Origin of the sequence: Kerstersia gyiorum, assembly GCF_004216755.1 — a bacterium.
Lineage (GTDB): Bacteria > Pseudomonadota > Gammaproteobacteria > Burkholderiales > Burkholderiaceae_B > Kerstersia > Kerstersia gyiorum.
Genome location: NZ_SGWZ01000004.1, coordinates 322,328 through 343,276, shown reverse-complemented (window position 1 = coordinate 343,276; position 20,949 = coordinate 322,328). Strand labels below are relative to the sequence as shown.

Genomic DNA, 20,949 nt, shown 5'->3' with positions numbered 1-20,949 from the left:
CCGTATGGATGATGCCTCGTTTGACCTCGGCCTTAGGGCCGAGGCTTGTGCTTCGGCCCATGGTCAGCCTCGCCTGCCGAAAGCGCCAGTCCTGCCCGGCCACAACATGAGGGCGTCGCGACTGGCCCCGCGCCTCAATGCCGGCCAATGCCGTGATAAATAAAACCGCGTTCCTTGACGAACTCCGGGTCCCAGATATTGCGGCCATCCAGCAGTACGCCGTGGCGCATCAGTCTGGCCATGCGCGAAAAATCCGGGCTCCAGTAGCTTTTCCATTCCGTGACCAGCAGCAAGGCATCGGCCTGCTGCAAGGCGTCGTAGGGGTCGTCATGCAGGAACAGCGCCTGCCCCTGCTCCTTGGCCCAGCCAGAGAGCGCCGCCATGGCCTTGGGATCGTGCACATGCACTTCTACCCCCTGGGCCCAGAGCGCCTGGATCAGACGCAGCGACGGCGCATTGTCTATGCGCGCCGTGCCAGGCTTGAAGGCAGCCCCCCAGAGAGCCACGCGCCGGCCCTGCAAATTGGCGCCGTAATGTTGCCAGAGCTTGTGGAACAACACTTCTTTCTGCCGTTCATTGATACGCCAGACCTGATTGAGCAATTCCGACTGCATGCCACTGCGCTGCAGCTCGCGCGCCAGACTCAACACGTCACGGGAAAAGGCCGGCCCCCCAAAGCCGCACCCGGGGTACAGGTAAGCAGGCCCGATACGCTGGTCAGCCCCCATGCCCTGGCGGACATTTTCAATGTCCACACCCAGAGTATCGGCCAGATTCGCCATATCGTTCATGAAGCTCAAACGCGTCGCCAACATGCCGCTGATCGCCAGCTTGGTGAACTCGGCCTCGCGCGTCGTCATCCACATGATGTTGTCGCGGCGGCGGTTGAATGGCCGCAGAATCTCCGCCAGCATGCGCTGCGCCCAGAATGACGACGACCCGGCCAACCAGTGCTCAGCCCGGGTAAAACCGGCAAGCGCTGCCCCCTCGACCAGCAAATCAGGCAGGCAAAGCACCGCATCATCGCCCTCGCCCACCGCCTCGGTGAGCACATCCTGCAAGGCTTCGCTGCTGCCCACCGGAAAGGTGGACTGATTCACGACCAGCCAGGGTGCGTCACTGCGCGGTTGCAAGCGCGCCACGATGTTATAGGCCAGTTCGAACTGCGCCGGCGCCAGCGCCAGCCAGATAACGGCAACCTCCGGGCGCAGCGGCGCCTCCATCTCTTCCACGACCAGTGTACCTGCTGCCAATTGCTCGGCCAGCAAGGTATTAAGCCCGGGCTCACGGCTGGGCACTTCGGACGCCTGGAAAGCCGCCCGCCCGCCAGGCACATGCAAGGCCACGAAATGGCCGGACGAAGCCAGCGCGCCGGCACTCACAAGCGCACCGGTCGTATCACCATAGATCGCCAGATACATGGTCGCAATCAGCCTTGCTTGGAATACTGGGCCAGCAGGCCACGAAACTCATTGCCCAATTGCCGGTGGCGCAACGCATAGGCCAGCGTCGCTTCCAGATAGCCGATCTTGCTGCCGCAATCGAAAGAGCGGCCACTGATATGCCAGGCCTCGGTGCCCTGCTCGCGCATCAGCGCGGCAATAGCGTCGGTCAGCTGGATTTCGCCGCCTGCGCCTGGCTTCGTCTGTTCCAACAGTTCGAAAATCCGGGGCGGCAACACGTAACGCCCAACAATTGCCAGGTTGGACGGCGCCTGGCCACGTGGCGGCTTTTCCACGACCTGGCGGATCACCGCGGCATCACCTGCCTGCAGTTTCGCGCCGCCCAGGTCTACTACACCGTACTGGTGCGCCAGCTCTTCCGGCACCGGTTCGACCAGAATTTGCGCGTTCCCGCCAGCCGCATAGCGCGTCACCATCCCGGCCAGATCAGGCTGGCCATCATGCGGCACCAGTACGTCAGGCAGCATCACGGCGAACGGCGCATCACCGACTATTTCACGGGCGCGGCCAACCGCATGCCCCAGGCCCAGGGCGCGGCCCTGGCGCACCGCCGATACTTTCAGGCGCGCAGGCGCGATATCGCGCAGGACTTGCAGCAGCTCCTGCTTGCCGCGCCGTTCAAGTTCGGCCTCGAGCTCGTAATTCGTATCGAAATGGTCTTCGATCGCGCGCTTGCTGGCATGGGTCACCAGCACGATCTCATCTATCCCCGCAGCCAGCGCCTCTTCCACAACATACTGGATGACGGGCTTGTCCACCACGGTCACCATTTCCTTGGGAATGGCCTTGCTGGCCGGCAAGAAACGGGTACCCAGGCCCGCAACGGGCAAAACGGCTTTGGTAACTTTCACATTTACTCCAATCGAATTCGGGAAAACCGGGGATTTTGGGGCATATGCGGGAAACATATCCGCAAGCAGCCCACCACGTAGAGGGAGTTTGCATCAATCCCTTATCACCAAGGGCGCGTCGTCCTGCCCGGTCATCTACGCTTTTGTACCAGATTCCCCATTACGGGCCGGAAACACCCAGAAAAATCATCATTAATTATAGGCATTTCGACATATTGGGATACATTCCGTCGAGCAAAAAATAGCCCCGGCCATGAGCGCGATCAAATCCAACACGCTACTTGCCCGGGGCATCATTCATCCCAGCCCTACTGGTACATCGACAGGCGCAGCATGCTATGCATCAACGCCGTGCTCGGCGGTGTTCGCTCGTGCAAGTGCTCGCCTCAAGCCTTGCGCTTGATCAGGCCCATTTCCAGCAGCTTTTCTACCCAGCTGCGGCAACCCTCGTCAATATCCACCCAGCATTGCTCGAACGCTTCCACCGGAGAATGGATGGGGTCCTCGATTTCCTTGTTACCCTGCCAATGCCCCATCAGGAAGGTCTTGCCACTGGCGAAGGGATAACGCCGTTGAATTTCATGGCGATGGCCGTTATCCATCACCAGGACAGCCACTGCCATGCGCAGGTCGATATCGTTGACTTGCGCTGCGCGTTTGTCCTCGGGAATCGACACGCCATGCGCATCCGACACTTGCACCGCAAACGGATGCGGCGCACGGCCTGCCGGCGCACCCAGCCCACGAGAAAACACCTCGGCATCGGCACCTGCCAAGGCCAAATGATGACGCAGCATGACTTCCCCAATGGGGCTGCGACAGACATTACCCGTACACATCACGAGCAGCTGCGGTGTTGCCACGGCAGCTGCTTTCGAGCCAGCAACAGAATTCATTTGCGGGGACATAACATCCAATCAGTCAAAATTTCCCAACGAGGGTTCAATCCAGGCTTCTTGCTGGCGGCGAGCACGGCTTCCTCCCGGATTTCCACCAATAGGCGGTCGTCTACCACGTCGCGCACGATGCCGTGCGCCAATTGGTCCACCGCCGCGCCTTCGGTCGAAATCGAACACACTTCCGTCCCCGGCTTGCCAACAATAGGCGCCAGGCTTGCCACCGCCTGCTTGCGCCGCGTCATGGTCGGCCCGGCAGGCGTATCCGTTGCGTTCTCATGCCATTGCGCCACAAAGCGCTCGCCGGAGGGCCAGAAAACATAGGTACCTTGGCCCTGGCGCATATCATTGCGCCAGCCGCCGAAATACACGTCGCCGCGCCACGGGGATTGGTCTCCATAGGCATAGCGGCCAGTACCCTCGCGCCGGTCTTGCGACCATTCGCCGGAATACGTGTCCCCATTGGGGTAGACATGCACGCCCTTGCCGTCACGCATGCCCTGCTCGAACGTTCCTTCGTAATAGGCGCCGCCGGTCTTCCAGGCCCGGCCTTCGCCCTGGGCCTTGCCATTCACGCACATGCCCTGGAAATGCCCACGCAGCGTCTCGTCGGCCACCCAACAATCCGATTCGTCTGAGGCCCAGGCCGCCCCGGACACAACGAACAGCAACCCGCCAATCAGGCCGGCCGCCAGCCCTGGTTTTGTCATGGCTGGTCCTCCTCACCATACACATCACCGAAGCTACGCAAGCCGTCGCCATCCAGCGCATTCTGCAACCAATGCTGCTCGGCCATCTGGTACAGGTCGCCCGGCGACTGCACCATCTGCCCAACGTCCCGGTTCCACGGCGAAAGCGACATATGCACCACGGAACCATTGTCCCGAGTAGAAAGCGTCGCCAGCGGAATGCGCATGAATACGCCCTTGTCGTAGTACGGGTTGCCCGGACTGCCCGGCGACGTGATGTCATCGCCGTTGGTGCGCGTATACCAGAGCCCCAGCTCCACGCCGGAGCGGAATGTGCGCTTGATCTCAAAGCGGGCGCCACGGTCGCCGGCCAGGAAACGGCCCGCACGAATCGTTGCCGTGGTATCCGGCACCAATGGCAGGCGGTAATGCAAGGAACCGATGACCGTATGCGTACGGTAATCCATGAAACCGGTGCCCTTGAAGTTACGCTGCTTCAGGAAATCGACCGCCAGATCGGCGCCCCAATTGCCATCGCGCCCCAGGTAGAGGGCCTGGCCCCCTGCACCGCCGTACATTTCTTCGTACAAACCGCCGGAGGCGCGCAGATAGACGCGCTCGGCCGGTTGCCAATACTTGTTCACCAACAGCTTGGACAACTTCACCCGGGAAGCCTGACGGTACTCGGCCAGATCCGAACGCACATGGGGCAGCAAAGAGTTCGACGGCTGGGTAACGTCACTGACGTTCTCGAACACCGAACCCTTGATGGCGCCATCCAGCCACCAGCCACGCGCCAAGTGTGCCCGCGCATCGGCAATCAGTCCTATGTCGTACTTGAATGCGCCACTGGGATCGTTCAAGTACGAACTGATATATGGCGACAAGGACAGGGTCGTTTGCCCGTGGGTACCGAAGCTCCAGGCGAACGGGCTTCCGCCCATGCCGCCCGTATAACCGCCATCCGTCAATGCGGCAGCGTCCAGCACGGCATCCAGGTCATTATGCTGGCTGGCGGCCGTCCTGCCATCTGGGTCCGCGTAGGTAATACGCACGCTGTTGCGCAGATCCTTGCGAGTGGCAGTACCGGCGAAGTAACGGGACAACATCGGCACGTTGTAGAACGTCCAGGTCAGGCCCTGCAGGTCCAGGGCTTCCCAGGTAATCTCCAGCGTGCTGGTTTCAATCGGCGCATAGGCCATCGCGATACGTGCGGCACGGCCAGCCGCACGCGACGGATGCAGGTGGCGCGAACCGGAAATGGACAGCGACATCACGCCATCGACATAAGCGACACGCACATCGCGCAGGCCTTCTTCATGCAGGCTGCGCAGCATCCCCTGACGATAAGAGCGGTCCTGCTCCCATTGCAGGGCAGTCGGGCGCGGTTCCCCCAGGAACCAATTGCCATCATTAAACGGCCCGGTTTCGTCCATCTTGGGAATCAGGTCACGCTGCTGCAGCGGAATGCTGACCGCAAGATTGAAAGCGGTATTGCCGTGCTCACGGCCAGCACGCACCGAGAACCCGCCCCAGCGGTACTCCAGCGCGGCATGCACATTACCGGTCCGGCGCTCATTCACGCCGGTAATCTCTACGCTATTGTCTTTCTGGAAATTGGTCGCATCATATTCAGCAACCACGCTCCAGGAAGGCAAGGCGCTGGGCGTGAAGCGCACGCCACCGAAAGCGCCATCAATGCGCTTGCGGCCATAACCAACCGTTACGTCGGCATCACCAAGGTTCCACAATTGGAAACGCTTGCTGGCGGCGATGAATTCGTTATGAAACAGCTTGGTGCCATGGAAATCATCCATGCCCAGAGAAACTTCGGGCAACCAGGACACGCCCCAGGCGTTTTCAGGAAGCAAGCGCACCTTGAAAGCGGCGGCCTTATCCTTATTTGCGCCGTAATCATCAGTCAGGGCCTTGGTGCCGCTGATCCGTGTATAGCGCCCGGCCACTTGCAGCCAGGAAAACATCTGAATATTCAGGTACGGCGCACTGTACGGCGCAGTGCGGCTGTAGCCTGCAGTAAATAAACCTTCCTGCTCCATGCGGCCCGAAGGCATGTTGATCAGGCCAGTCAGGCCGCTGGAAGCAGGCTGCGCCTGCGCCGGGGAAGCCATAACAGCCATTGCCCCCAACACAAGCGCAGCGCCAAGTCGGACGGGCGGAAGCCCGCCCGGCTTATGCTCATACATCGAAATACCACCTAGGCTGAAAAGCCAATAAACATATACAGGCTATCAGCTGGATTAGTGGTGGCTGGTCGACGACGATTCGGTGCTGGAGGAGATAACGCCACCGATGATGGCAGCGCCAGCAACCACGGCCACGCCAGCGCCGATGACGGCGGTGCTGACACCACCCGCGCCCACGCCAGCAGCAGCGCCGCTGGAAGCAGCAGTGCTGGTCGTTGCCGTGCTGGCAGCAGCGTTGGTGCCGGCAGCGCCTTCAGCCGCGATGGCACCGGTGCTGATCATCGCAGCAGCAGCGAAAGCGATCAGTTGTTGAACTTTCATGTGAGCCCCTTTTAAAGAATTAACCCAAAATTTACAACTAAATGGAGATTATACCTATCCCCAACCCAAACCTATTGGAAAACAAGGTGTGCGTCAAACATTCAAACATATCGCAACACCTTGAAAATCGTTACTTATTTATAACTATAGTAATACTTGTAGGATGAACCATAACCCAGCCGGTTACGACGCACGCCATTGAAGATCACGCCCTTCATCGGCTCGGCCACGCCTGCGCTGTTGAGCTTGGCCATGGCATCACGCAACTCGTTAACGGTAGTTTGCTCCGCGCGAGCCACCATGAAGGCAACAGCGGCGTACTGCATGACAGCCAGCGTATCGGCCACAGGCAGAATGGGCGGCGTATCCAGCAGGATATGGTCGTAACGCCCTTCCAACTGCTTCAACATCTCGGCAAAACGGTCGCTCAACAACAACTCACCGGGGTTGGGCGGCGTGGAGCCAGCAGGCATCACATCCAGGTTCTGCACGATCGGCCGGATGACAGCATCAAGCTCCGCCGTCCCTGCCAGCACGTTAGACAGGCCATTTTCCTTGCGCTCGTAGGCAAAGTACTCCGCCAAACGCGGACGGCGCAAATCGGTATCCACCAACAGCACCCGCTTGCCGTTCGCCGCCAGCAGCGCTGCCAGGTTGGTGGAAATAAAGCTCTTGCCCACCCCAGCCGTAGCGCCAGTGATGACCAGTACCTTGCCTTCCGCGCCCATCAACGCGAACGCCAGCCCGGTACGCAGCGAACGCAGGCTTTCTACCGCAGGATCATCCGGCTGCGACAAAGCCAGTACGTTGGCGCCGGCCGCTTCGCCAGGCAACATCTTGCGCGAACGCCGGGTGGAGATACGGAAACGACGCTGCGTATCCGATTCCGGCACCGTCACGTAGGTCGTCAGGCCAGTTCCCTGTTCGATCTGCTCGCTGCGCTGAATAGCAGGACGCAGGAAACGCATGACCAGGGCAGCGAAGATACCGAGCATCAAACCCAATACTGCGCTAACGGCAACGATCAAGGCCTTCTTGGGCGCCACGGGCTTGTTATTCGGAACAGCAAAGTCGATGATCCGCACGTTACCCACGGTGCCCGCTTCTGCGATCTTCAACTCCTGAGCATTATTCAACAAGGAAATATACAGCTCAGTGTTGACCTTGGCATCGCGTTCCAGGCGCAGCAGATCTTTTTGTGCCTGCGGCAGCTTGTCGATACTGCTGTTCAACCGGTTGCTCGCCTGTTGCACTTGAGCCAACTGCTGCTGAATCGCCTTCACCGAAGGATGCTCGGGCTTGAAACGCTGCAACAACTCATCGCGCTTCAGTTCCAGTTCCAGGCGATTGTTTTCCAGGCTGATGGCTTGCTGCAGCAGCCCTTCCGCTTCCTTGTTAATGGCAATCGTGCCACTCTTGGAGCGGTAATTGCTGAGCGACTCTTCCATGGAATCCACAGTCCGCTTGAGCTCGGGCAACTGGGTTTCCAGGAACTGCAAGCTGCTGCGAGCCTCGGCGCTGCGACGCTCAACGTTCTGGGCAAGATAGGCGCGAGCGATGGCATTGACCAGGTCTTGCGCAAACTGTTGGTCGTAGGCTTCGTAGCGGAGGCGAATGACGTTGCTTTGCTTGCCGGCTTCGGTCGCAGACAATTGCTGACGTATCTGCTCGGCAGTTTCATAAGGAGAATTTTTCTGTACTAGAAACCTAGTTCCAGGACGAGCCTGCAGCACTTTCAGCGCAAGCGTCGCATCCTGGCCATTAATGGAAAAATTAACTCGCTCGCCCACTGCACCTTCTGCCAGCCCATTGCCTTCCTCATCAACCAAGGTAAAGCCATTCTCTGAGGCGATAACAAAAAAAGGCTGTTCCCAAGCCCCCGAAGGAACATTGAATTCTGCGACATCTATCTGCTCTCCCCCCCAGGCATAGCCGCTTAAACCCAATTTAGGCGCAGCCACGCCATCATCAGAGTAGCGTCGCGCAAACCATTCACCAATCAAGGGAAACCGGTTATCCACCTCGACCAGCAAATCCGCACGCGTCCCCTGCACCGCCTTCATCAATACTTCACGAGAGCGCAGAATTTCGAGCTCTCCGGACACGGAGCTCTGCTGAACACCGATAAACTCCGACAGTTGAGACAGCCCGCTAAGCGCCGAGCCCTTTTGGTCTTCCACCTGAATCAGCGCGTCTGCCTGGTAGACCGGCCTGGCCAAAAGCGCATAAGCCACGCCGATGACAAGCACTGCAACAAAAATACTGGCAATCAAGACCCAACGCTGCAACAGCGCATTAAAAATCTCACCCAGGCTGATTTCATCGGAACCGCCGACATCGGTACGAACATTTTTTGAGTCAGTCATTGGAAACGTCTAGGCTGGAAAATTAATTGCTGATGTCATTGATATTTTTTGCGCCCGTCACCAGGAAGGTAGACGTGGGCAGAATCTGATTCAGCACACGAGACCAGCGCGTGACTGCTGCCGGGTCAACAAACACTACATCGCGTGGTTTCAATTCGAAACTATCCGCCAGAATCAGAGCATCTGGCGCCTTGGCATTCAGATGCCATATCTGCGGACGGCCGGTATCCGTACCGCGCAACACATACACCTGCGCCGCATTGGAAGTGGTCTGGTTCAGACCACCCGCATCGCTGAGCGCTTCAGACAAGGTATAACGCCCCAGCGGCATGATCTTCGACTGAGGAGCGAGCACCTCGCCTAAGACAAAAACCTTATCAAAACGGCGTTCAGGGACCGTGACAATATCACCTTCCTGCAACAGCACATCCTGTCCCAGGTCGCCCTCATAGTACAGGGCATAAAGATCCAACGGCTGCGCCACCCCTTTGCGCGTCAGGATGGCATTTCTCAGGTCGGCCTTCTCGGTCAAGCCACCGGATTGCGCAACCAGATCCGTCACGCGCAAAGGCACATCCGTAATCGGCCTGGGCCCTGGGCTTTTCAGCTCTCCAGAAGCAAACGCCCTGCGGCCACGATAGCTAAGCACTGACACATCAACCTGCGGCTCAGTCAGGTAGCGCGTCAACTTTTGGGTCAGTTCCGTGCGAATCTGGGCTGGCGTGCGGCCGGCTGCCTTGATGCGCCCGACATAAGGGTAAAAGAAATAACCGTCGTCATTGATGGGCCGGCCAGCCAGATCGCTGCTCAGCTGCCCCGCAGGATTATTCAGCTCAGGATGGTTCCAAACCGTAATATTCAGCACGTCCTGAGGAGCCAAAAGATACTGATAGCCAGAGCCCTGCTCCTGTTGCCCCGAGACAACCTGCTGCCGTTGCCTGGCTGCGGAGGCGCGCTGAGCCGCGAGGAGTTCTGCCAACGACTGCGCGTTGATACTGTGAATATCCGCCCTGGACGCAATATCTTCGCTGGTCAACTCAGCTTCCTGCGCCTGCTCCGGCGCCTGCACGCCTATATACATACCAGTGCAAGCACTCAACAACGCAACCGGCAGCAGCGCAGCCAGCTTCAGCGTTTTTGCCATGTCAGGCATCCCCCAATTCATGTATTTCTAAAGTTATCAGCAAGAAAAAATCGTTGCTATTATTTCACAGCCAGAGCGAAGACAACTAGTGGGTAGTACAAAGTAGCCAACGCTTTGCAGATCGTGGGCAAACGTGCCCCCCCAGACGTGGCACTTATGCAAAACAGTCATACTACCCGAGGTCAATATACAGCCACCAGCATCGCTCAAACCCTTGATTTACGCGAATTTTAAGCCTCAGACTGATAATCCAGCCTTATCTGCTAAACAGTAGCGCCTGTCAAAAAATGACAATTTTCTTTCAGCATCACCAACACAAAAAAAGAAAATATTACAAATTTTCATGTTTTGCCACACACATCAACCACGCTAAGTAATTTACGCCAAAACACCCATCCACATGCAAACAATTCAAAATCGAATCCTGATTGTAGCCAGCCTGGCAGAATCACTCATTAATTTTCGCGGGCCGCTTATTCAAGCGCTACTTGATAAAGGGCTCGACGTTCATGTCGCCGCACCAGAAATATCAAAAGATATGCACAGTCACTTTCAAGCAATCGGCGTACAAGCTCATGAAATACCGATGCAACGGACAGGCACGAATCCACTCAAAGATTTGAACACTCTGCGTCATCTATACCGATTAATCAAAAAAACCCGCCCACAAATTTTTCTCGCCTATACAGTCAAACCAGTCGTTTATGGACTAATAGCTGCTACGCTATTAAAAGTGCCACGCAAAGCAGCGCTAATTACAGGCCTAGGTTACGCATTTATCAGCCCAAGACAAAGCCTTGTAAAAAAAATCGTCATGAAATTATATCGCCGAGCCTTAAATGGTGCAGATATCGTTTTCTTTCAAAACCCAGACGACCGACAGCTTTTCCTTGAAAAACAGATACTTAAAAAAACCACTGAAAATAAAATCCTCAACGGATCAGGCGTAGACATTCAACAATTCCCCCTTACTCCGCTGCAAACCAAAAACATCACATTCCTAATGATTGCCAGACTATTAGGAGACAAAGGTGTTAGAGAATATATCGAAGCTGCACGCAACATAAAATCCAAGCACCCAGAAGTGGAATTCCATTTGGTTGGCTGGATAGATCAGAACCCAGATGCAATCAGCCAAGCCGAATTGGACAGCTGGATATCAGAGGGATTAATAAAATTCTGGGGAAAGCTACAAGATGTTCGCCCCGCCATCGCCGCATCCTCTGTTTATGTACTTCCGTCATATAGAGAAGGCACACCCCGTACAGTTTTGGAAGCCATGGCAATGGGTCGAGCTATCATCACAACCGATGCGCCTGGGTGCAAGGAGACCGTCATAGGCGGTGAAAATGGCTTCCTGGTGCCTGTCAAATCTATTCCTGCCCTTGCCTCTGCAATGGAAAAATTAATCGAGAACCCCAACCTCATACAACGGATGGCCATTCGGTCTCGTGAACTTGCCGTATCAAAGTATGACGTTCATGCAGTCAACCAAGCAATGTTAGATTCATTATTGCACCAAAGATAACTTAGAAAGTTCGAAATATGCTGTTCATCAAAAATTTAATCAACTAAGCATATAGCAGATTTCTTTGTACTGACCTCCTCCCGCTTAACTGATCACCGAGACCTGGAGATTCTGGCTGTTAACGTGTGCGAGTCGGAACTCGCGGGGAGTCAGGTTACACAGTGAACTGTGCGGCCTGAATTCATTGTAATCACACCGCCAGGATTCGATCTTTTCGCGTGCATCGTCAATCGACAGAAACCAATGCACGTTCATGTAATGACCCAGCAGAACCTGCTCAACTTATGCGGCTAAAGCGTAGGCTTGAGCCGGGGTTTTCATCTTCAGCGCCTGGTGGGGCCGTTGATGGTTATAAAAGCGTATCCAGTCACCAATCACGCGGCTGGCATGCTGCAGGGTTTCGAAGCGGTGGCGATGTGCACATTGCTCTTTCAGTGTGCGGATCACGCGTTCGACCATGCCATTCTGCTGTGGGCAGTGTGGCGTGATGAACTCCTGGCGCAGCCCGTAGCTGCGCACTAACGCGGTGTAGTCACGTGACGTAAAAACGAGCCCGTTATCAGACCGAAGCAGGGACGGCACCGGCACTCCTCCCAGCGTACCGAATCGAGCGATCAAGGCGTGTTCCAGGGCACCGCAGCCCAGCTACCGCCCGTTCCTCCAAGTACATACTGCTCCGCCTATTTAAATGGAACAATATCTTCGTGTGCTCTTGCTAACACTTCAAGGTGAGTTCACCGGACGGTTACGCAACCTGACACGACACGCTAAAAGATAACGGCCGCTAACGCGGCCGTTCGTCAATGTGCGTTGCCCGGACGTACATGGACGCCCCCGGTTTGCCAAGCTTTCAATTCATGATGCCGCGAAGGTAAAGATTGCACCCGTACATTCGGACTTTACGTGCAGCCACGCTGCTGTCCCTGATGGGTTCTGCTGGTCGGTGCCCAATCGCTTACACGCACTCGAAGTGCCTCGTCCGTCGCGGGTTATGCCAACCACGGTCTGACCTGTCTTGCCATCACTTCATGATCGCCTGAGCAATCGGTGACACACTACTCCTACTTTTCGATAAAGAAACTTCGGGCCGACCGGATTACGAGACGACAGGCTCGTAATCCGGTCGGAACTGCCGGCCGTGGGCCAACAACGCCCACACCATTCGGGCATTCTTGTTGGCCAACGCCACTGCGGCCACGTTCGGATTGCGCCGGGCCAACAACCGGTGTAGCCAGCTGCTCTTATCCGCTTTCTGCTGCGCTCTGAAGATCACTGCCCGAGCGCCATGAATCAGCAGCGTTCGCAAATACGTGTCCCCGCGCTTGCTCATGCCGAGCAACACGTCCTTGCCACCACTGGAGTGCTGCCTGGGAACCAGGCCCAGCCAGGCCGCGACCTGCCGGCCGCTGGAGAAATTCTTGGCATCTCCAATCGTTGCTACCAATGCGCTGGCCGTGATCGGGCCGATCCCTGGAATCTTCTCCAAGCGGCTGCTGGCCTCGTTTTCCCGATGCCATACCTTGATCTGTAGCTCCAACTCGCCTACCTGCCTATCCAGCTCTTGCAAATGCTCCAGAAGACGCTGCACGAGTCGGCGGAACGATCCCGTCAGTTCATTCGACGCATCCTCAATCAATTCCGGCACCTGCTTGGCGATATGCGCCAAGCCCTTGGGCACGACAAGACCGAACTCGGCCAACAAACCCCGGATCTGGTTGGCCTGCGCGGTACGCGCTCTCACGAATCCCTGGCGTGCACGATGTAATGCCAACACCGATTGCTGCTCCACATTCTTGATCGGAACAAACCTCATGTTCGGCCGCCCGACCGCTTCGCAGATCGCCTCGGCATCGGCCGCATCATTCTTGTTGCTCTTGACGTACGGCTTGACGAACTGCGGAGCCATCAAACGCACCGTATGTATGCCCCATCTCTTGCAGCTTGCGGGCCCAATGATGCGCGCTGCCGCATGCCTCCATCCCAATCAAGCACGGCGGCAAATTGACAAAGAAAACCGCCATCTGCTCACGCTTGATCTGCTTCTTCAGCACGGCCTTGCCTCGCTCATCCACACCGTGAATCTGAAATACGTTCTTTGCAAGGTCAATGCCAACGGTTGTAATCTTCATGGCGGACGCCCCTCTCGGTTCAAGTGGTTGCTCAACACCTCCACTTTGGCACATTGATGCCGTTACGAGTGGGGGCGTCCATCCCATTGCTTACCAAACTGTATTGCTTCAAGTTTAAGTTCCCCTAAATACCTTTTTCGTTGGCGCATAGCACTCTCCGTCAGTAAATAAATCATAACTAACGACCGTGTCCATTTTTTTGGAGGAATGCCAAAATTCTGCAAAGTCATTACATATCTTACTCGGTCAATATAAAAACCAGTTAATCAAATTAAGTATTTTTGTGCTTACCGCCACCAAAAAAACTATTATCAAATTTTACATTGACACAAAAACAAAAAAAATAGAAAATGTGCTTTTATATTTCACATATCTAAAAATTTATAATTATAAAATAACCAAACAAATCATTTAAACATTCTCATACGAAACAACCTTACCTTTATTTTTTTTCATAAATTCCAATAAAAAACAAACCACCGTTGACACAGCAAGCCCTGGAACTACTGCCACATAGGACAAGCTCTTACGTTTTTTTACATCCACAACTAATATACCTATTGCAATTAGAAATAAATAAATTGAAAAAAATAAAAACACAACAGCAGAAATAAACAAAAAAACCTCGCGATGAAAATTTATCACTTTAATAGTAGAACAAAAACTACGTTGATTTGCCAGCAATTTTCCCAGAGAACCATATCGTCCTTTACGAAGAGGAAGGTAAACTCCTAATAACGAATGCAACCTTGATGGAACAATCGTAAAATGTTTCACTCCACTTGATGTCAAATAATAGACCAACCCTCCTTGACACTGCAAACGAACATACAAATCCATCTCTTCATTGGAAAATAAATTTTTATTCCAATTTCCGGCTTTAATCACCGAATCACGGTGCAGAATTACAAATCCACCAAAAGATGAAGCAACATCAAACTGCTTATTATTTCTTAGCCTAATTTTCTTAGTACCATTAGGAAAAAAATCCGTAACAACACCGACACAACCAATGCCTTTTCTATTTTCTACGACATCAAAAAAATCATTAAAAAAGCAATCAACATTCGTTAATTGCATATCAGAATCCAGATACAACACATAGTCAGCCTGAGACACTAAAGTACCTACATGACGACCTGCCGCGGCAGTCAATTCAACCTCATTAACAATACAAACATCGAATCCATTATCTTTCATAAGTTGAATAGACTGATCTGATGATCGAGAATCAACATAAATCAATCTATTAATATACTTACGCAATATAGATAAATATTCTTCTACATATATTTTTCTTAAAAGATCTTCCGAATTTTTTCCAATAACAACCAAGTCAATCATAATTGCCATAATATTCAACCATCACACCATGCCAAGAACCAAGAAAAAATAAAAATTCCATTCCTACTACAAACCGGTCAAAACTGGTTAGTAAAAAATAGAATTATTTTAAAATCAATTACTGCGAACAAAAAACTTCCCTGAAGAATTTAGTGAAAAACGACTCAAAACAATAAAAAAATATGGAATTGAGAAAAAGAATGCAGCAAATCCAAAACGATTGGCTAAGATTTTAAAATCGGAAAACATAACAGCAATACATGCACTAAAAAACATCAACAACATAATATTATTATTTTTACCACCAGCACTCAAATAAACACAATGTAAAAACATAGACAAAATCAAAATAACATAATTCAAAATACTATCATTAAAAACATTTTCATCACCCAATCGAGTTAGCATAGAAAGCTTTCTTTGAATATCATATATTCCAATATCCAAATTAACCACAAATTGCAACACAGAGGAAAACCCCAATCCTAACTGATTACCTAAAAAAATAACAAATACAGCTAAAAAAGAAAAATAAAAAAATTCTTTATTTTTAATATTAGTTTTGCAAAAAATCAAAAAAACAATTGCAGATAAATGTGTAAATATTGACAAAAATAAAAACAAAAATCGCAACCTTCCAGAGCAACAAAGGTATAACAAGAAAAAATAAAAACACAAATACTGACGCATCAAAAAAGCATAATTAGCGGGAAAATAAAAAATAAAAAACAAAAAATAAAATATAAGGTATGAACTTCGAACCTCTTTAGAAAGCAAAATAATTGGAATTAGCCAAAAAATTCCCAACAAAAAGGAAAAATTAAAAAATTCAACGCCTAGAGAGTTAAAAATATAAAACAATATGGGAAGTATAAGCTCGACTCCGAAACGATCCAAGTAAAGAGTGGTGTAGTTATATGTCTCAAAATACTGCAAATAATCCGACTCTAAAGGAGGTGGATTTATAAAATTAAAACGGTATATTGCATAAACATAAAAAAAAGAAAGAATAAATACGATGCATATACGACCATAATCACTATTGTTTATCACCAATTACCCCGCCGAACAAAAATTATCGCAAAATTAGCCACAACTCTAAAATTTATTTTTAAATCACAAGAATAAAAATAAAATAAAGACAATCTAGCAATTAAAAATTCAATTCATTTTTTTTCAGCTGACAATGTACTTCTGTTCTTCAAGTATTTAATCCACCGAGTCGGTTCAAAAAAACGCATCAGGCCAAAGTGCAAATCAGACCTTAAAATTATTAGGAAAATCTTGCAAAAAGTTGGAAAACCAAACTTAGCCGCATCCAGCAAATAACCTGACCCATACATTTTCTCCACTATTCCTAGCTCTTTTCTTTTTCTTGCAACCTTAGCCAAAACAGAAACTCTAGTAATCAATCTGGAAGCACTACTTGTACTACTTAAGCTATCTGAAAGGCGATAAACTTTATAAACATAATCATTAAAAACAAAAATCCTTTTAGCCAATAATGCATTAATGACATTAAAATAAACGTCATTAGCTACAAAGGTTTCATCAAAAATAATTTTTGTAGAAACGATGAAATCTCTCAAATAAACCTTAGACCAGGGTACACAATGCCCTAACTTCAGGTTGAGGAGCTTGTTTTCTGTTTCGTCCTCCAAATATTCAATACATAATTGATTAAAATAATCAGCTCTAATAGAATGCAACCCTGAAATTTCTTGGATTGCTTTTGATAAAAAATAAAAGACATCACCTTCGACAATTAATTTCGAATCAAAAATATCAAAAGCGCCAGTTAAAAACTCATCATCAGCATCAGCAAACAGCAAATATTTCCCTATCGCTTGGGCTAACCCGAAATTTCTAGCTGCTCCAGCACCTTGATTAGAAGGTAGTTGATAGATTTCAAGATTATCAAATTCGTTTTCGAGTTTTTTTAAATCTAGAATATTTACACTAAAGTCATCAACAACAATAATCTGCAAATCATTACGCTTTGGTAAAGAAACTAATAATCGGCGCAGCCTCACTATGTCTTTATAATGAGGAATAATCAAAGAATACTTCTTCTCACGTTCATTCATAACCAAACCCTACTCCTCTTAACTATCGCTACCAAACAAATCTCTTGTATAAACTTTATCTTTAACATCAAGAATGTTTTCTGAGAGCCTATTTGCAACGATCACATCACTAATGTGCTTAAATTCATCAAGATTTTTAATTACATCGGATCCAAAAAACAAATCATCATTCAAAACAGGTTCATATACAACAACCCTTATCCCTTTTCCTTTTAATCGTTTCATTACACCTTGAATTGCAGATGCACGAAAATTATCGGAACCTGATTTCATTACTAAACGATACACTCCGACTACATTAGGCTTCAAAGCGGCTATAGATTCAGCAATAAAATCTTTACGCGTTCTATTTGCACTAACGATAGCTTGAATTAGATTATTTGGCACTTTTTCATAATTAGCCAATAACTGCTTAGTATCTTTAGGTAAACAATATCCGCCATAACCAAACGATGGGTTGTTGTAATGACTACCTATCCGAGGATCAAGTCCAACGCCTTCTATTATTTGTCTGGAGTCCAAACCATACGACTGAGCATAGCTATCAAGTTCATTAAAATATGCTACCCGCATAGCCAAATATGTGTTTGCAAATAATTTTATCGCCTCTCCTTCAGTTGGGTCTGTGAAAAGTACTGGTATATTTTTTTTAATAGCGCCCCTTTGCAAAAGATTGGCAAAAACCCGACCTCGGTCTGAATTTTCAGCTACAACAATGCGAGAAGGGTACAAATTATCATATAGTGCCTTACCTTCTCTAAGAAATTCAGGAGAAAAAATTATATTTTTATTATTAAATTTCCGTTTAATTTTTTCAGTAAAACCTACGGGTACCGTAGATTTAATCACAACAACAGCATTTGGATTGACAACATTAACTACTTGAATTACCGATTCAACACTACTTGTATCGAAATTATCTGTTATAGGGTCGTAATCAGTAGGGGTAGCAATAATAATAAAATCAGCATCAGAGTAAGCTGCCTCGGCATCTAGCGTTGCAGTTAAACTCAGATTTTTCTCAGTTAGAAATCTCACAATATCTTTATCATCAATTGGAGATATTCGATTATTAATCATATCAACTTTTGATTTTACTAAATCAACTGCCACAACATCATTTTCTTGTGCCAAAAGAATCGCATTTGATAAACCAACATAACCTGTACCCACCACAACAATCTTCATCATTTTTTCCAAAAAATAAAACCTATCAATTTTAAATTTAAATTCTCGTTACTAAAATTAATCTAATCAGAAAATTAATCGCGTTAATTTCAATAATTAGACCACACATTCTGCGACTCTAATTTTAATGAAATACAACCAAATATTAGGTATAATTTAAGTCACTTGAATTCACTCGTTTCAAGACTAAAAAATACAAAAACAAATAGAAAAATGCTGAAATCATTGAATAAATAATCACAGAACTTAAGGGGTCGTTATATATATAAATCCCAACAAGAAATCCCATAACTTTTAGAATCGTAAAAAAAACTTCTAGAAACAGAAAAACACCTTGCATCTTGATGGCAGGGATCAAAGCAATTGCGGGCCTAGCAGCCAAAGAGAAAAGCATCCATACTGAAACATATTTTGCATAGACTCCAGCCCAAAACCACTCCTCACCAAAAACAAAACTAAAAACTTCTCCTCCGAAAATCATTACAAAGCCAAATGGTAAAACACCAATCAAAAAGGTTATTGCTGTAGATTTTTGAAAAATTCGAACAGGGTTTTTACCAAGGTTAATCAGTTCTACAATTTGCGCATAGAAGACATTCCCAATAGATATCCCTAGCAACACTGCTGGCGCGGAAATTATAGTTTTACTCAAGGTAAAGTATCCGGCTACGGATGTACCGTAGAATGCCGCCAAAATTAAAACAGGAAAACTTTGTGAAATTGCATTCAAAAAAACTTGTGGTGCTCTAAATTTTGGAAAGTCTGAATATTTCAGAAAAATTTTCTTTGCATCTGGCGTTTCTACTTTTAATTTCAGTTTATTTTCTTTATTGACCCATTTTTTTTCACCTAACCATAATTGCACAGCATATAAAGCATTACCTAAAGTAGTAATAACAATAAGTACAGCCCCAAAGGGATAAAAATACCCAGCGCCAACCTTAGCAACATTAACTATAAATGATTGAGACACCGCAATACGGGCCGAAACTTTAAATTGTTTTTTTCTGATCAACCATTGCTGAATGATCTGCTGCAATGCGTTTAAAAACATTGCAACAGGAATCAGGAGAAGATAATTAGAAACATCTTCCAAATTCATCAATCTTATCAAATCATTTTCGGCAACAATAATCACAATTGCTACCGCTAGACTCAATATCAAAGATAAAAAAAAACTTAGCTTAGCAATACCAACAGCTTCATTATCATCTTTAGGCAAAACGATTGCAATAGGTAAAGTTAGAGCAGCTATAGGAGTCATTATCGCTAATACAGCGACAAAGGTACCTAGTACACCAAAAGCTTCAGGTCCATATAAACGAGTAATCAGTGGCGCGAAAATAATAGAAATAATCTGAGCGCCAGCAGTACCTGTTGCAATTAAAATAACATTTCTTATAAATTTATTTTTAATAAAATTCATAACTTAGTTAATCCAATTCATCTCATCACAATCGAACATCACTTTCTGACTCTAATAACACATACTTCAAGTCATACAAAACATGGTCGGGCTTGCCCAGCTTGCGGATGGCTTCCACGCCCATTTCCACAAACTGGTGATGCGACACGGCCAGGATGATACCGTCGTACTGGCCAGCCTCGGGCTGAGCCACAGGCGTGATGCCATATTCATGCTGCGCTTCGGCCGGATCTACCCACGGATCGTACACGTCCACTTCAACGTTGTACTCCTTGAGCTCCTTGACGATGTCCACCACACGCGTGTTGCGCAGGTCCGGGCAGTTTTCCTTGAACGTCAGGCCCATGATCAGCACGCGTGAGCCCTGAACCATGATGCGCTTGCGCGTCATGGCCTTGACCAGCTGACTCACCACATAGCGGCCCATGTCGTCGTTCAGGCGGCGGCCCGCCAGGATGATTTCCGGGTGATAACCGATGGCCTGCGCCTTGTGCGTCAGGTAGTAAGGGTCCACGCCTATGCAGTGGCCGCCCACCAGGCCCGGACGGAACGGCAGGAAGTTCCACTTCGTGCCCGCCGCCTGCAGCACCGCTTCGGTATCAATGCCCATGCGGTTGAAGATCAGCGCCAGCTCGTTGATCAGCGCGATGTTCACGTCGCGCTGCGTGTTTTCGATGACCTTGGCCGCTTCCGCCACGCGGATGCTCGGCGCCTTGTGCGTGCCCGCCACGATGATCGAGCCATACAGCTGGTCCACCAGCTCCGCCACTTTCGGGTTCGAGCCGGAGGTCACTTTCTTGATGGTGCTGACACGGTGCTGCTTGTCGCCCGGGTTGATGCGCTCGGGGCTGTAACCGGCATGGAAGTCCGTCCCGAACTTCAGGCCCGATACCCGTTCCAGCACCGGCACGCAGTCTTCTTCCGTCGCGCCAGGATAGACCGTCGATTCGTAGATCACGATATCGCCGCGCTTGAGCACCCCGCCTATCGTTTCGCTCGCCTTGATCAGCGGCGTCAGGTCCGGGCGCTTGTAATCGTCGATGGGCGTGGGCACCGTCACGATGTAGACGTTGGCCTCGCGCAAGGCGTTGACGTCGGCCGTATAGCTCAGCTGATGCGCTTCAGCCAGCTCTTCGTTGCTGACCTCCAACGTGCTGTCCGTGCCCTGCTGCAACTCAGCAATCCGTTTTTTATTAATATCGAAACCGATGACGGGGCGTTTTTTACCAAACTCGACTGCCAGCGGCAGCCCCACATAGCCCAAGCCAACCACTGCCAATTTAATTTCGTCAAGATTCATAATTAATTTATCA

The 20,949-nt window shown here is 49.8% G+C and carries 17 protein-coding genes and 1 pseudogene; 1 reads left to right on the top strand and 17 read right to left on the bottom strand.

What is annotated here, in order from left to right:
• Positions 1-134 precede the first annotated feature (134 nt).
• From EV679_RS13470 to EV679_RS13435, 8 genes are all read right to left on the bottom strand, one after another.
• Entirely contained in the window at positions 135-1,421 is a 1,287-nt protein-coding gene (locus EV679_RS13470; protein ID WP_127774411.1) for a UDP-glucose dehydrogenase family protein, read from the bottom strand.
• Positions 1,422-1,429: 8 nt separating this feature from the next.
• A complete protein-coding gene (galU, locus tag EV679_RS13465; RefSeq protein ID WP_068369698.1) occupies positions 1,430-2,314 on the bottom strand; it encodes a UTP--glucose-1-phosphate uridylyltransferase GalU in 885 nt (294 codons plus the stop codon).
• A gap of 386 nt (positions 2,315-2,700) precedes the next feature.
• The gene (locus EV679_RS13460) at positions 2,701-3,153 is read right to left on the bottom strand and encodes a low molecular weight protein-tyrosine-phosphatase (protein ID WP_278043811.1); all 453 of its coding nucleotides are present in this window, start codon (positions 3,151-3,153) and stop codon (positions 2,701-2,703) included.
• Between the two features lie 53 nt (positions 3,154-3,206).
• Positions 3,207-3,920 (bottom strand): MORN repeat-containing protein, encoded by a 714-nt coding sequence (locus EV679_RS13455; protein ID WP_130487492.1) that lies wholly within the window; start codon positions 3,918-3,920, stop codon positions 3,207-3,209.
• Positions 3,917-6,028, bottom strand: a complete 2,112-nt coding sequence (locus tag EV679_RS13450; RefSeq protein WP_068369704.1) for a YjbH domain-containing protein — start codon at positions 6,026-6,028, stop codon at positions 3,917-3,919. The genes EV679_RS13455 and EV679_RS13450 overlap by 4 nt, the downstream gene beginning before the upstream one ends.
• A 129-nt stretch (positions 6,029-6,157) precedes the next feature.
• On the bottom strand, positions 6,158-6,424 hold the full coding sequence (locus tag EV679_RS13445; protein WP_207224932.1) for a hypothetical protein: 267 nt from the start codon (positions 6,422-6,424) through the stop codon (positions 6,158-6,160).
• Positions 6,425-6,558: 134 nt separating this feature from the next.
• Positions 6,559-8,790, bottom strand: a complete 2,232-nt coding sequence (locus tag EV679_RS13440; RefSeq protein WP_130487490.1) for a polysaccharide biosynthesis tyrosine autokinase — start codon at positions 8,788-8,790, stop codon at positions 6,559-6,561.
• Between the two features lie 22 nt (positions 8,791-8,812).
• Positions 8,813-9,934 (bottom strand): polysaccharide biosynthesis/export family protein, encoded by a 1,122-nt coding sequence (locus EV679_RS13435; RefSeq protein WP_165390053.1) that lies wholly within the window; start codon positions 9,932-9,934, stop codon positions 8,813-8,815.
• Positions 9,935-10,334: 400 nt separating this feature from the next.
• On the opposite strand from EV679_RS13435, the gene EV679_RS13430 reads away from it, so the two are divergent.
• Entirely contained in the window at positions 10,335-11,462 is a 1,128-nt protein-coding gene (locus EV679_RS13430; protein ID WP_130487488.1) for a glycosyltransferase family 4 protein, read from the top strand.
• 84 nt (positions 11,463-11,546) lie between these two features.
• Here EV679_RS13430 and EV679_RS13425 read toward each other — a convergent pair whose 3' ends face one another.
• The 9 genes and pseudogenes from EV679_RS13425 to tviB all read right to left on the bottom strand — a co-directional run bounded on the left by EV679_RS13425 (position 11,547) and on the right by tviB (position 20,936).
• Positions 11,547-11,717, bottom strand: coding sequence for an integrase core domain-containing protein (locus tag EV679_RS13425; protein ID WP_130487487.1), 171 nt, complete (start codon positions 11,715-11,717; stop codon positions 11,547-11,549).
• 27 nt (positions 11,718-11,744) lie between these two features.
• Positions 11,745-12,080, bottom strand: a complete 336-nt coding sequence (locus tag EV679_RS13420; protein WP_242611494.1) for an integrase core domain-containing protein — start codon at positions 12,078-12,080, stop codon at positions 11,745-11,747.
• A gap of 478 nt (positions 12,081-12,558) precedes the next feature.
• Positions 12,559-13,591 (bottom strand): annotated as a pseudogene (locus tag EV679_RS13415) (IS110 family RNA-guided transposase).
• A gap of 411 nt (positions 13,592-14,002) precedes the next feature.
• Entirely contained in the window at positions 14,003-14,944 is a 942-nt protein-coding gene (locus EV679_RS13410; protein ID WP_130487486.1) for a glycosyltransferase family protein, read from the bottom strand.
• A gap of 105 nt (positions 14,945-15,049) precedes the next feature.
• Entirely contained in the window at positions 15,050-15,988 is a 939-nt protein-coding gene (locus tag EV679_RS13405; RefSeq protein ID WP_165390052.1) for an EpsG family protein, read from the bottom strand.
• A gap of 113 nt (positions 15,989-16,101) precedes the next feature.
• Complete coding sequence (locus tag EV679_RS13400; protein WP_130487484.1) at positions 16,102-17,022, bottom strand: glycosyltransferase family 2 protein; 921 nt, start codon at positions 17,020-17,022, stop codon at positions 16,102-16,104.
• An 18-nt stretch (positions 17,023-17,040) separates the two neighbouring features.
• Complete coding sequence (locus EV679_RS13395) at positions 17,041-18,210, bottom strand: nucleotide sugar dehydrogenase (protein WP_130487537.1); 1,170 nt, start codon at positions 18,208-18,210, stop codon at positions 17,041-17,043.
• 145 nt (positions 18,211-18,355) lie between these two features.
• On the bottom strand, positions 18,356-19,636 hold the full coding sequence (locus EV679_RS13390; RefSeq protein WP_130487483.1) for a lipopolysaccharide biosynthesis protein: 1,281 nt from the start codon (positions 19,634-19,636) through the stop codon (positions 18,356-18,358).
• A gap of 25 nt (positions 19,637-19,661) precedes the next feature.
• Positions 19,662-20,936, bottom strand: a complete 1,275-nt coding sequence (gene tviB, locus EV679_RS13385; RefSeq protein WP_130487482.1) for a Vi polysaccharide biosynthesis UDP-N-acetylglucosamine C-6 dehydrogenase TviB — start codon at positions 20,934-20,936, stop codon at positions 19,662-19,664.
• Positions 20,937-20,949: the final 13 nt, after the last annotated feature.